At 39.9% G+C, this 13,622-nt stretch carries 12 protein-coding genes and 1 riboswitch; all 12 genes read left to right on the plus strand.

Annotated elements, in window-relative coordinates; genetic code table 11:
* Positions 1 to 321: 321 nt before the first annotated feature.
* The gene (locus tag GPDM_RS11035) at positions 322 to 2,013 is read left to right on the plus strand and encodes an AMP-binding protein (protein WP_008431414.1); all 1,692 of its coding nucleotides are present in this window, start codon (positions 322 to 324) and stop codon (positions 2,011 to 2,013) included.
* Positions 2,014 to 2,136: 123 nt separating this feature from the next.
* Complete coding sequence (locus GPDM_RS11040) at positions 2,137 to 2,721, plus strand: TetR/AcrR family transcriptional regulator (RefSeq protein ID WP_008431415.1); 585 nt, start codon at positions 2,137 to 2,139, stop codon at positions 2,719 to 2,721.
* A gap of 18 nt (positions 2,722 to 2,739) precedes the next feature.
* Positions 2,740 to 3,513 carry an enoyl-CoA hydratase gene (locus GPDM_RS11045; RefSeq protein WP_008431416.1) on the plus strand — a complete coding sequence of 258 codons (774 nt, stop codon included), beginning with the start codon at positions 2,740 to 2,742 and terminating at the stop codon, positions 3,511 to 3,513.
* A gap of 20 nt (positions 3,514 to 3,533) precedes the next feature.
* Positions 3,534 to 4,307, plus strand: coding sequence for an electron transfer flavoprotein subunit beta/FixA family protein (locus GPDM_RS11050; RefSeq protein ID WP_008431418.1), 774 nt, complete (start codon positions 3,534 to 3,536; stop codon positions 4,305 to 4,307).
* 120 nt (positions 4,308 to 4,427) lie between these two features.
* Entirely contained in the window at positions 4,428 to 5,393 is a 966-nt protein-coding gene (locus tag GPDM_RS11055) for an electron transfer flavoprotein subunit alpha/FixB family protein (protein WP_008431419.1), read from the plus strand.
* Positions 5,394 to 5,596: 203 nt separating this feature from the next.
* Positions 5,597 to 5,911, plus strand: coding sequence for a thioredoxin (gene trxA, locus GPDM_RS11060; protein ID WP_008431421.1), 315 nt, complete (start codon positions 5,597 to 5,599; stop codon positions 5,909 to 5,911).
* Positions 5,912 to 5,962: 51 nt separating this feature from the next.
* A complete protein-coding gene (gene uvrC, locus GPDM_RS11065) occupies positions 5,963 to 7,759 on the plus strand; it encodes an excinuclease ABC subunit UvrC (protein ID WP_008431423.1) in 1,797 nt (598 codons plus the stop codon).
* Positions 7,760 to 7,795: 36 nt separating this feature from the next.
* A riboswitch (Lysine riboswitch) is annotated at positions 7,796 to 7,970 on the plus strand.
* Positions 7,971 to 8,096: 126 nt separating this feature from the next.
* Positions 8,097 to 9,359, plus strand: coding sequence for an aspartate kinase (locus tag GPDM_RS11070; RefSeq protein WP_008431424.1), 1,263 nt, complete (start codon positions 8,097 to 8,099; stop codon positions 9,357 to 9,359).
* 353 nt (positions 9,360 to 9,712) lie between these two features.
* The gene (locus GPDM_RS11075; RefSeq protein ID WP_008431425.1) at positions 9,713 to 10,327 is read left to right on the plus strand and encodes a succinate dehydrogenase cytochrome b558 subunit; all 615 of its coding nucleotides are present in this window, start codon (positions 9,713 to 9,715) and stop codon (positions 10,325 to 10,327) included.
* Between the two features lie 45 nt (positions 10,328 to 10,372).
* Entirely contained in the window at positions 10,373 to 12,121 is a 1,749-nt protein-coding gene (gene sdhA, locus GPDM_RS11080; RefSeq protein ID WP_008431426.1) for a succinate dehydrogenase flavoprotein subunit, read from the plus strand.
* A gap of 22 nt (positions 12,122 to 12,143) precedes the next feature.
* Complete coding sequence (gene sdhB, locus GPDM_RS11085; RefSeq protein WP_008431427.1) at positions 12,144 to 12,914, plus strand: succinate dehydrogenase iron-sulfur subunit; 771 nt, start codon at positions 12,144 to 12,146, stop codon at positions 12,912 to 12,914.
* A gap of 194 nt (positions 12,915 to 13,108) precedes the next feature.
* Positions 13,109 to 13,576, plus strand: a complete 468-nt coding sequence (locus GPDM_RS11090; protein ID WP_008431430.1) for an acyl-CoA thioesterase — start codon at positions 13,109 to 13,111, stop codon at positions 13,574 to 13,576.
* The last annotated feature ends 46 nt before the right edge of the window (positions 13,577 to 13,622 follow it).

Raw genomic sequence — 13,622 nt, forward strand, 5'->3', positions numbered from 1 at the left:
TAGCATTGGCCGAAGCTTGCGAGGACAAGCTTTTGCGACGAAGCTAGCGCAGCGATGCAGGAGCATGGGTTTTCAGTGACGAGGAGGCTGAAGCTGAGCCCATGGAAAGCACAGTGGCTGGAACGGTTGTGGTTATACACAACTATACATTTTCAATAGACTTTGTCTACAGTCTGAGCCAGCTTTTCAGCTGGCTTTTTTATATGCAATAAAAAGTATTTTTTATGGTTAAAAAATAGAGTTGTAAGCGGTATCATAATTCTCTATAATGAAAAATAGGAATATTCGCACGATTCTATCAAAAATTAGGAGGTCAAAAGAATGACTGAAAAGCCTTGGCTCGCGCATTATCCACCAGAAGTGCCCCATACGCTGACCTATCCAAGTATGCCTGTGCAAGAATATTTAACACAAGCTTACAAAAAATACCCTCAAAAAGTAGCGGTTCACTTTATGGGGAAAGAACTTTCTTACGAAGAACTGTATCAGTCTTCTATGAAATTCGCCAACTATCTCCAAAAACTTGGCATTAAAAAAGGTGATCGTGTTTCGATAATGTTGCCAAACTGTCCACAAGCAGTGATTAGCTTTTACGGTATCTTGTATGCAGGCGGTATTGTTGTTATGACAAACCCACTTTACACTGAACGTGAAATTGTCTATCAAATGAATGATGCTGGAGCAAAAGCGATCATTAGCTTAGATATTTTGTTCCCGAGAATTTCAAAAGCATTAAAAGAAACGCAGTTAGAAAACGTAATTGTAACCGGTATTAAAGATTATTTAACATTCCCGAAAAACTTAGTTTATCCATTTATCCAGAAAAAACAATACGGCATGACAGTTAAAGTTGAGCATAGAGGCATTAATCATTTGTTCACTGAGATTATGAAAACGGCTCAACCTACTGTAGTCGAAACACCATTTGATTTTGAAGAAGATTTAGCTTTGTTGCAATATACTGGAGGCACAACTGGCTCACCAAAAGGTGTTATGTTGACGCATAAAAACTTGATTTCCAACGCGACAATGTGTGACAGTTGGTTGTATAAGTGTAAAAAAGGCGAAGAAACCATAATGGGGATCATCCCGTTATTCCATGTATATGGCTTAACAACTGTATTGATTCTTTCCGTTATGCTAGGAAATAAAATGGTTCTTTTACCAAAGTTTGATCCAGAAACTGCATTGAAAACGATAAATAAGCAAAAACCTACTTTGTTCCCAGGTGCCCCAACTTTGTATATTGGGTTAATGAACCATCCGGATATTGCAAAATACGATTTGTCATCAATAGAAGCTTGTTTGAGTGGATCAGCGCCGTTACCTGCAGAAGTACAAGAAAAGTTTGAAGCATTAACGGGTGGTAAATTAGTTGAAGGTTATGGGTTAACAGAAACTTCTCCAGTTTCGCATTCCAACTTGGTTTGGGGAGAGCGGACAAAAGGGTCAGTTGGTTTACCTTATCCAGATACAGATAGTAAGATTTTCCAAACAGGTACCACAACTCCAATTCCAAATGGAGAAATCGGTGAAATTGCGATTAAAGGGCCCCAAGTGATGAAAGGGTACTGGAACAAGCCGGAAGAAACAGCTGCTACCATCGTTGACGGCTGGTTACTCACTGGAGATCTTGGATACATGGATGACGAAGGTCATTTCTTTATCGTCGATCGCAAAAAAGACATGATTATCGCGGGTGGTTTTAATATTTACCCACGCGAAATTGAAGAAGTTTTATATGAACACGAAGCTGTACAAGAATGTGTAGTAGCCGGAATACCAGATCCGTATCGCGGTGAAACAGTAAAAGCTTACATCGTGTTAAAAGAAGGGTATACTGTAACAGAAGAAGAACTCAATACGTATTGCCGTGAGCAGCTCGCGTCATTTAAAGTGCCACGCATATACGAGTTCCGCAAAGAATTGCCGAAAACAGCAATCGGTAAAATTCTGCGCCGTTCATTAGTAGATGAAGAAGTTGCTAAACAAAACGAAGCAGTACCGTCCTAAATTGCCTGTAATAACCCCGGTGTACAAGCGAATAAAACTTGACACTTTATAAAATACATTATAATATGAAAATATGAATGAATAGCCATTCATATTTTCATATTTTTTTGGGTGGTGACATTAATGGAGAAAAGAAACAAGCCGAAATATAAGCAAATTATAGATGCGGCAGTTATTGTCATTGCTGAAAATGGCTATCATCAAGCGCAAGTTTCGAAAATAGCTAAACAAGCAGGAGTTGCCGACGGAACAATTTATTTGTATTTTGAAAACAAAGAAGACATTTTAATTTCTGTGTTTCAAGAAAAGATGGGCGTATTCGTCGATAAGCTCGAACAAATTATCGCACGTGATTTGAGTGCCTCAACTAAATTGGGGTTAATGATCGAAAGTCATTTTGACTTGTTAGCAAGCGATATTCACTTGGCGATTGTTACGCAATTAGAGTTGCGCCAGTCAAATCATGAGTTACGTACAAAGATTAACAACGTATTGCGAGAGTATTTAAAGCTAATGGACAAAATTTTGATTCAAGGCATGAATAACGGAGAGCTTGATGAAAATATGGATATTCGTTTAGCTAGACAGATGGTTTTTGGTACAATGGATGAGACCATTACAACTTGGGTCATGAATGAACATAAATACGATTTAGTTGACCTCGCACCAAAAGTTCAACGTTTGCTGCTAAAAGGTATGCAAGCTTAAAGAAAGGGGCTCATTTAGATGGAATTTATTAGTTGGAAAAAAGAAGATGGTGTAGCTGTTGCGACCATCAACCGTCCACCAGCAAACGCACTATCGCGTTCGCTCATTTTGGAAGTTGATGAATTATTAAACCAAGTAGAAAATGATGACGAAGTTCGCGTTGTTGTTTTGCACGGTGAAGGCAGGTTCTTTTCTGCAGGAGCAGACATTAAAGAATTTACACAAGTCTCTTCAGGAGAAGAATTTTCGAAACTATCAGCAAGCGGTCAAGAAGTTTTTGAGCGAGTTGAAACTTTCCATAAGCCCGTCATAGCGGCAATTCACGGGGCAGCTTTAGGGGGCGGATTGGAATTGGCAATGAGTTGTCACATGCGATTTGTTACTGAAAATGCTAAACTAGGATTACCGGAGCTTCAACTAGGATTGATTCCCGGTTTTGCTGGAACACAGCGATTGCCTAGATATGTAGGCGCAGCGAAAGCCGCTGAAATGTTATTAACAAGTGATCCAATTACAGGTACAGAAGCCGCACAATACGGCTTAGCTAACCGTGCATATGCAGAGGAAGACCTACTTTCGGAAACGCTTACAATTGCAAGAAAAATTGCGAAGAAAAGTCCTGTTTCTGTTAAAGCGGCAATTCAAATGTTGCAGTATGCAAAACCTGCATCTTATTATGAAGGCGTAGATGCAGAAGCGCAGTCTTTTGGAACAGTATTTGTTTCAGAAGATGCAAAAGAAGGAATCCAGGCATTTCTGGAAAAACGTGAAGCACAATTTAAAGGGAAATAATACTTGGGAGGTTTACGTTCATGAACATTTATGTATTAGTAAAACGTACGTTTGACACAGAAGAGAAAATCGTTGTTTCAGGTGGAAAAATCCAGGAAGACGGCGCGGAATTCATCATCAATCCTTACGATGAGTACGCAATTGAAGAAGCAATCACTGTCCGCGATGCACACGGCGGCGAAGTAACAGTAATTACAATCGGTAATGATGAAGCAGAAAAGCAGCTTCGCACAGCACTAGCAATGGGCGCTGACAAAGCCGTATTAATCAATACAGAAGACGATGTTGAAGAAATGGATCAATTTACTTCTGCATACATACTGGCTGAGTATTTAAAAGACAAAGAAGCAGATTTGATTTTAGCAGGTAACGTAGCAATTGATGGAGGATCTGGTCAAGTTGGTCCACGTGTTGCTGATTTACTTGGCATCAACTATGTGACAACAATTACTAGCTTAAGCATTGATGGCGAAAAAGTATCAATTGTTCGTGACATTGAAGGCGATGCAGAAGAATTAGAAACTTCATTGCCACTTTTAGTAACAGCTCAACAAGGCTTGAACGAGCCGCGTTACCCATCACTTCCAGGCATCATGAAAGCGAAGAAAAAGCCGCTTGAAGAATTGGAATTGGATGATTTAGATATTGAAGAAGACGATGTAGAAGCAAAAACAGAAACAATCGAAATCTATTTGCCACCGAAAAAAGCGGCTGGCCGTATTCTCGAAGGCGATCTTTCAAACCAAGTAACTGAACTAGTTGGCTTGCTGCGGAACGAAGCAAAAGTTATTTAATGAATTTCACAACTCTTAAAGATTCATTATAAATTCTAAATAGAAATTCATAGTTGCTATGGATTTCGATCTCGTAAAATCGGGAACAGTTTTCACATCTACTTAGGGGGTAAACGGACTATGGCGAAGAAAGTATTAGTTTTAGGCGAAACGCGCGAAGGCGCTTTACGTAATGTTTCATTTGAAGCAATTGCGGCTGCTAAGAAAATTTCTGGCGGCGGAGAAGTAGTAGGTGTTTTAATCGGCGATGCGGTTGAAGAATTCGGCGCTGAGTTAGTTGCATATGGTGCTGATCGCGTGGTTACGGTTGAACATCCACATTTGAAATCATATACATCTGATGGTTATGGTCAAGCATTCATGGCTGTTGTTGAACAAGAAAAGCCAGAAGGACTTGTATTCGGTCATACAGCTGTTGGTAAAGACTTGGCACCAAAAATTGCTTCTAAATTACAAGCTGGATTAATTTCAGATGTAACGGACATTGAAGGCGAAGGCGACGATGCTGTATTTATTCGCCCAATCTTCTCTGGTAAAGCATTTGAAAAAGTAAAACTTAAAGACGGTATTGACTTTATCACAGTACGTGCGAACAACATCGCACCACTTGAAAGACAAGAACGTTCAGGGGATGTAAGTTCTCTATCTGTTGATATTACAAACTTGCGCACAATTATTAAAAACGTTGTCCGCAAATCAACTGAAGGTGTCGATCTTTCGGAAGCGAAAGTTATCGTAGCTGGAGGACGTGGTGTTAAGAGTACAGAAGGATTTGAACCTTTACAAGAATTAGCTAATCTTCTTGGCGGTGCTGTTGGTGCATCTCGTGGAGCTTGTGACGCAGATTATTGCGATTACTCACTTCAAATTGGCCAAACAGGCAAAGTCGTAACGCCTGACTTGTATATTGCAGCTGGTATTTCTGGAGCAATCCAGCATATGGCAGGTATGTCCAACTCAAAAGTTATCGTAGCCATTAACAAAGACCCAGAAGCAAACATCTTTAAAGTAGCAGACTATGGAATCGTTGGCGACTTGTTTGACGTCATTCCGATGCTGACAGAAGAGTTTAAAAAAGTAATGTAATCTGAAGTTAAACAGGTGGAGAAAGTTTCTTAACTTTCTCTACCTGTTTTTATTTGTCGCATTTCTAAAATACAAAAGCAAAAAAACCTCCGTTTACTAGAACAAATTAAGGGTATTAAAAGAATAGGCAAAAAAATAGCTAGTGTTTTTGGCACATGCTATACTCTGTATATAGTTTGGTTAATCATAAGGAGGAATTATTCATGGCAATTGTACACGGTACAGATCAAAACTTTTCACAAGAAGTATCAGAAGGACTCGTTTTAGTAGATTTTTGGGCAACTTGGTGCGGACCATGTAAAATGATCGCTCCTGTGCTAGAAGAATTAGACGCTGAAATGAGCGATAAAGTAAAAATCGTAAAAGTTGATGTCGATCAAAACCAAGAAACAGCTGGAAACTATGGCATTATGTCAATTCCAACTTTACTATTGATGAAAGACGGAGAAACAGTTGATAAAGTAGTTGGTTTCCGACCAAAAGAAGCATTAGCTGAATTGGTTGAAAAACACGCATAATTCTTAACCGGGTCCAGTGATGGTGCCCGGTTTTTTAATAGGGTGATAAACATGGCAAACGAATTGATTCGACATAAATTGGCAATATTGCCTGACCAACCGGGTTGTTATTTGATGAAAGATCGTCAAGACACGGTTATATATGTCGGGAAAGCAAAAGTATTGAAAAATCGTGTTCGCTCATATTTTACAGGCAGTCACGATACGAAAACGCAGCGTTTGGTTAACGAAATTGTCGATTTTGAATACATTATTACGTCTTCTGATAAAGAAGCGTTGATTCTAGAATTGAATTTGATCAAAAAATATGATCCAAAATATAATATTATGTTAAAAGATGATAAAAGTTATCCGTATTTAAAAATTACGGGAGAACGTCATCCAAAACTGATTACAACAAGACAGGTGAAAAAAGACAAAGGCAAATACTTTGGCCCTTATCCCAATGCTTATGCAGCGGCAGAAACTAAAAAGTTATTAGACCGTTTATATCCATTGCGCAAATGCCATACAATGCCAGACCGCGTATGCTTGTATTACCATTTGGGTCAGTGTTTAGCGCCTTGCGTAAAACCGATTGAAAAAGAGACTTACCAAGAATTGATCGATGGAATTACAAAATTCTTGAATGGTGGATTCCGTGAAGTAAAAGAGCAATTGGTCGAAAAAATGTCTGAAGCAGCAGAAAACCTGGAATTTGAACGTGCGAAAGAATACCGTGATCAAATCAATATGATTGAAACCGTTATGGAAAAGCAAAAAATGGCGATGAACGATTTTACTAATCGCGATGTATTTGCGTATGCCGTTGATAAAGGCTGGATGTGTGTGCAAGTCTTTTTTGTGCGGCAAGGGAAATTGATCGAACGAGATGTCTCACTATTTCCGCTTTATAGAGATCCAGAAGAAGAGTTTTTGACTTTTCTTGGTCAATTTTACGAAAAAGCTAATCACGTTAAGCCAAGTGAAATTCTAATTCCAGAAGCGGATGATCCGGACATGTTGAAAGAATGGCTTGGTGTTCGTGTACTTGTTCCGCAACGCGGCAAGAAAAAAGAATTAGTGGCATTAGCGAAAAAAAATGCGGAAGTAGCAATTAAAGAAAAGTTTCAGTTGTTAGAGCGTCAAGAAGAACGCACAATTGGTGCATGTGTCGATTTAGGAGAAGCAATGAATATCGAAACGCCATTACGTATTGAAGCTTTTGATAACTCACATATTCAAGGTGCTGATGCTGTTTCTGCAATGATTACATTTATTGACGGGAAACCATCAAAAAAAGACTATCGTAAATACAAAACACGTAACGCATCAAAGCCGGATGATTATGCGGCAATGCGTGAAGTAATTCGTCGACGCTATTCACGTGTTTTAAAAGATGGTTTACCTTTACCTGATTTGATCGTTATTGACGGTGGGAAAGGACAAATGGAGTCGGCGCGTGAAATTTTAGAAGATGAACTTGGTTTGTCGATTCCTATTGCAGGTCTTGCAAAAGACACTAAGCACCAAACTTCACAATTATTATACGGTTCACCAGCGGAAATCGTACCGCTTAAAAGAACAAGTGAAGCTTTTTACTTGTTGCAACGAATACAAGACGAAGTTCACCGATTTGTAATTACGTTTCACCGTCAACTGCGCGGTAAGAATTCAATTCAATCCGCATTAGACGGTCTGCAAGGCGTAGGGCCAAAACGTAAGCAGCAATTGCTGAAACATTTTGGATCCGTCAAAAAAATTAAAGAAGCGTCTGTAGAGGAAATTAAAGAAGCGGGAATGCCGGAAGCTTTAGCACAGTCCATCGAAAAGCATTTCGCAGAAGATACATTGCCAAGTGAATCATAACGTGGTATTGTAGTGAATAATTAAATCACTTGGAAAAGTGATGATAGAGGCGCGAACGTCAATAGTAAGCATTCGGAGATTTGCAGAATCTGAGATGGATGGTGAAAGGGGCGATCGCCGAAGTGTGCGTTTTACTGCTATTGCGCATGCTGGTTCTGCATTTAAGAAGTGCAGGGCTGTCAGAGTCAATCTCTGGAGGGCTATCTCACATGGACGTTTTTCGTACATGATAAAAGAGGTAGTTTGCCGCGTTTGCGGTGGGCTGCCTCTTTTTGTGTCTAGTTGAAAAATGACTAGTCATTTTGAGGGCCACATACTAAATGTGGGAGTGGATAGAATGAAGACAATCGTTATGAAGTTTGGTGGTACATCTGTTGCAACACCGGAAAAAATTATTGGTGTGGCCAAAAGAGCAATTCGTGAAAAAGAAAAAGGCAAGCGCGTTGTCATTGTGGTTTCGGCGATGGGCAAAACAACAGATACCTTACTAGGGTTAGCCGGAGAAATTTCTTCAGAGCCACCAAAGCGTGAAATGGATATGTTATTAGCTACTGGAGAACAAGTAACCATTTCTTTATTGGCAATGGCTTTTAAAAAATTGGGTCATGAAGCTTTATCATTTACCGGTTGGCAAGCTGGAATCGAAACCGAATCGGTTCCGCGTAACGCACGCATCGAACAGATTCATACAGAACGCCTCGAACGTGTATTGGATAATGGCTATTTTTGTGTAGTAGCTGGTTTCCAAGGAGTAGACAAAATTGGTAATATTACCACGCTTGGTAGAGGTGGATCAGATACGACAGCAGTAGCACTTGCAGCTGCTTTAAAAGCAGAGAAATGTGAAATTTTTACCGATGTCAATGGCGTTTATACGTCTGACCCTAGGTACGTTACAGGTGCGCGTAAACTCCAACAAATTTCTTATGATGAAATGTTAGAACTGGCAAATCTCGGGGCAGGTGTTTTGCATCCCCGTGCCGTAGAATTTGCAAAAAATAATCATGTACCGCTATCTGTCAGAGCAAGTTATTCAGACGAGCCTGGCACAATCATACAAGAGGTGATCACTGTGGAAACAAACTTAATCGTTAGAGGTGTGGCATTTGAACCTGGAGTCGCACGTGTTACTGTAACTTATAAAAAACCGTTTAATGGCTCACTTGCTAATATTTTTAATAAGCTCGCAGAAAACCACATTGATGTTGATATTATTGTTCAAAGTATTAGTGATGAATTTCCACCTTCGGTTTCTTTTTCAATCAGTCAAGAAAGTCTTGAAGAAACACGTCGTGTGTTATTAGAGTCTCAAGAAGAAATTGGTTTTCTTTCAATGAATGTGGAAGTCGGATTATCAAAAGTTTCAATAGTAGGATCAGGCATGGTTTCAAACCCAGGTGTTGCTGCTCGTATGTTTGATATTTTAAGAGCCGAAGAAATTCCAGTGAAAATGGTCAGCACATCTGAAATTAAAATCTCTGTCGTTGTTCCTGAATCATATATGACAAAATCAGCGAATGCCTTGCACAAAGCATATGATTTGGCTGAAGAAGAATTGATTAAAGACACGTCAAAGTTTTCTTTAAATACTAGTTCGTGAAAATATTCACAAAATGTTCAAATTCTCAATTGTCACAGTTAACAATCGCGACATGAGTGAACCTAGCAGTTTAGTTGAAAAAAGCGATTCTCAATTAGAGAATCGCTTTTTAGCGTTAATCTATTAAAACGTTTACATATCGAGACGATTTAGAAGGAATTACTTATGTAATGCCCCTAAAAGCCGTGATAACTATATGATTAAAAGCGATTCGTTGCCTTGACGCTCCTAAAGGGGGGGAGTACAATAAATATGTCATATTATTGTATCATGATGGTGCGTGGCTTCAGGTGCTTTCTCCATAAACGTCTGCTCTGAACGCTACCAATTAAAGTTTTGAGGGGGGTAAAATTTTGGATAACAATCGTGAATTTTTAATGCGCAGGCTGCACTCATTGTTGGGAATTATTCCTATTGGTTTATTCTTAACGCAGCACTTAATCGTCAACCATTTTGCAACACAAGGTGAAGAGGCATTTAATACAGCATCTCACTTCATGGCAAATCTACCATTTGTTATATTCTTGGAGATCTTTGTCATTTACTTGCCGCTCATGTATCATGCGTTTTACGGTCTATACATAGCGTTTACTTCGAAGAACAATCCTGGTCATTATAGCTATATGCGCAATATGTTATTTATTGCACAACGTTATACAGGAGTCTTCCTAGTAGTCTTTATCGCTTGGCACGTCTTTGAAACAAGATTCCAAGTGGCAATTGGAAATGCGGCGGAAGCAGATTTTAACATGATGGAGAACATCTTAAGCAATCCATGGATGTTAGCATTCTACATCGTAGGTGTGTTGTCAGCAACTTTCCACTTATCAAACGGACTTTGGTCTTTCCTTGTTACTTGGGGAATTACACAATCTGCAGCAGCACAAAAAAATGCAACTTATTTCACGCTTCTAGTATTTATTGTGTTATCGGTTATTGGTATCAGAGCATTGTTTGCGTTCGTTTAAGAATGTTTCAATCATTGGTGAACTAAAAGAGGAGTGAATACTAACATGGCGAAGGGCAAAATTTCTATCGTCGGAGGCGGCCTTGCTGGATTAATGGCAGCAATTAAAGTTGCAGAAGCAGGCTCTCCCGCCGATTTATTTTCAATCGTTCCCGTTAAACGGTCCCACTCAGTATGTGCACAAGGCGGGATCAACGGAGCGGTCAATACAAAAGGTGAAGGGGATTCCCCAGACATTCACTTTGATGATACTGTCTACGGAGGCGACTTCCTAGCGAACCAGCGTCCTGTAAAAGCAATGGCAGACGCGGCACCTGGAATTATTCGTATGTTCGATCGTATGGGCGTTATGTTTAACCGTACGCCGGAAGGTCTTTTGGATTTCCGTCGTTTTGGTGGCACAATGTACCACAGAACTGCGTTTGCCGGTGCAACTACTGGTCAGCAATTATTATATGCATTAGATGAGCAAGTTCGTCGCTACGAAGTAGCTGGACTTATCACGAAATATGAAGGCTGGGAATTCCTTGGACTTGTTCTTGATGAGCAAGGCGTAGGTAAAGGAATTACCGCTCAAAATATGACGACAATGGAAATTAAGTCGTTCCGCGCAGATGCTGTTATTATGGCAACTGGTGGACCGGGAATTATTTTCGGGAAATCGACAAACTCTGTTATTAATACAGGTTCTGCGGCTTCTATCGTTTATCAACAAGGTGCATACTACGCAAACGGCGAATTTATTCAAATTCACCCAACAGCGATTCCAGGAGACGATAAACTGCGCTTAATGTCAGAATCGGCTCGTGGAGAAGGTGGACGTATTTGGACATATAAAGACGGCAAACCTTGGTATTTCCTTGAAGAAAAATATCCTGCTTACGGTAACTTAGTTCCACGTGATATTGCAACACGTGAAATTTTTGATGTTTGCGTTAACCAAAAGCTCGGCATTAATGGCGAGAACATGGTTTATTTGGATCTTTCACATAAAGATCCGAAAGAGCTTGATATTAAACTTGGTGGAATCATCGAAATCTATGAGAAATTCACAGGTGATGACCCACGCAAAGTACCAATGAAAATTTTCCCGGCTGTTCACTATTCAATGGGTGGACTGTGGGTTGATGATCATCAAATGACAAGCATCCCTGGTGTTTTAGCAGCAGGTGAATGTGATTATTCTCAGCATGGCGGTAACCGTTTAGGTGCAAACTCATTGCTTTCAGCAATTTACGGCGGTATGGTCGCAGGACCAAACGCTCTTGATTATATAAAAGGCCTTGATGTCCTAGCGGAAGATCTTCCTTCAACAATTTTTGAACAACATGAAGCAGAAGAAAAACGCAAATGGGAAGAAATCTTAGCATTAGACGGTACAGAAAACGCGTATGTTCTTCATAAAGAACTTGGCGAATGGATGACGGATAATGTAACAGTGGTACGTTACAACGATCGTTTACAGAAGACGGATGAAAAAATCCAAGAACTTCTTGAACGTTTTAATCAGATTAGCATTACAGATACGCAACTTTGGAGTAACCAAGGCGCAATGTTTACACGTCAATTGCGCAATATGCTTCATTTAGCTCGAGCAATCACTATCGGAGCGCTTAACCGTAACGAAAGCCGTGGAGCTCATTACAAACCGGACTTCCCGGAACGTAATGACGAGGAATTCTTGAAAACGACAATGGCTAAATTTAATGGTTATGATGCACCTATCTTCCATTACGAAGAAGTCGATACATCATTAATTCCACCGCGTAAACGTGATTATTCAGCAAAAGCATAATTATGAAGGGAGCTAATTTACCATGGGTGAAGCAGCAAAAACGGTAATATTTGAAATCGAACGCAGAAACTCTACGGATGAAAATTCGTATTGGGAAAAGTTCGAATTGCCATATAAGATGAACATGAATGTCATTTCGGCATTGATGGAAATCCGTCGTAACCCTGTCAACATGGACGGGAAAAAAACCACGCCTGTAACTTGGGACATGAACTGTCTTGAGGAAGTGTGTGGAGCATGCTCTATGGTCATTAACGGCAAAGCGCGTCAATCGTGTACAGCTTTAGTTGATCAATTAGAACAGCCAATTCGTCTTCAGCCGATGAAAACATTCCCGGTTGTTCGTGACCTTGTCATTGACCGCAGCCGTATGTTCGATTCGTTGAAGAAAGTAAAAGCTTGGGTGCCAATCGATGGTACGCATGACCTTGGAGAAGGACCACGTATGCCAGAACGCAAACGCCAATGGGCATATGAGCTATCTAAATGTATGACTTGTGGTGTATGTCTTGAAGCATGCCCGAACGTTAACGATAAATCTGACTTTATCGGTGCTGCGCCACTTTCACAAGTGCGCTTAATGAACGCTCACCCAACTGGTGCTATGAACCGCGATGCTCGCTTAAACGCGATCATGGGTGAAGGTGGATTAGCAAGTTGCGGTAACTCTCAAAACTGTGTTGAGTCTTGTCCAAAAGGAATTCCTTTGACAACATCAATCGCAGCATTAAACCGTGATACAACAGTTCAAATGTTCCGTAACTTCTTCGGAAGCGACAGAATGGTTGACTAGTAATTGATTAAAACCCCGCTAACGCGGGGTTTTTTCTTTTTGTCTAATGAAAACGCCTGTCCTTTTCTAAAGTTTTTGATATACTATTCAAATGAAATAACTAATTAATGCACGATTTATTTTTTATTCCTCAATAAGCTGCGTTTTTTCGCATGAGTATTATTGTGAAGTAAGTCAAATTTCTGGAGGTTGGCATGAAAGCAAATTACATTGAGAATTTTGAAGAGTGGAAGCAAGAATTTTTCTTTTCTGCCCCTGTGCAAGTGCGTTTTTCTGAAACCGATATGTTTGGGCATGTCAATAATACAGTGCCAATCGCTTATTTTGAGTTTGCACGAATTGAATTTATGAAAGAAATGGGTTTGATGCAGCGTTGGCTCGAAGCAGGCAATGAATTGTTTCCGGTTGTAGCAGATATGCAAGTCGATTTTGTTCAACAAGTCTTTTTTGATGAGAAACTAGATGTTTATGTTAAAATCGCACGCATTGGCACTTCTTCCATGGATGTTCATTATTGGACAGTCAATGAAAAAGGAGAAACTTGTTTTACTGGTAGAGGAGCGATTGTTCAAGTTTCTAAGAAAACCAATAGAGGCTATCCATGGACAGAAGAAGAAATTGAGTTGCTGCAAACGCAACAATTAGCTGTTGCAAAAAAATAAGGAGCTCTTGCTATATCGATAAAAAACCTGCACTATAGAAATACGA

This window comes from Planococcus donghaensis MPA1U2 (assembly GCF_000189395.1).
Taxonomy (GTDB): domain Bacteria; phylum Bacillota; class Bacilli; order Bacillales_A; family Planococcaceae; genus Planococcus; species Planococcus donghaensis_B.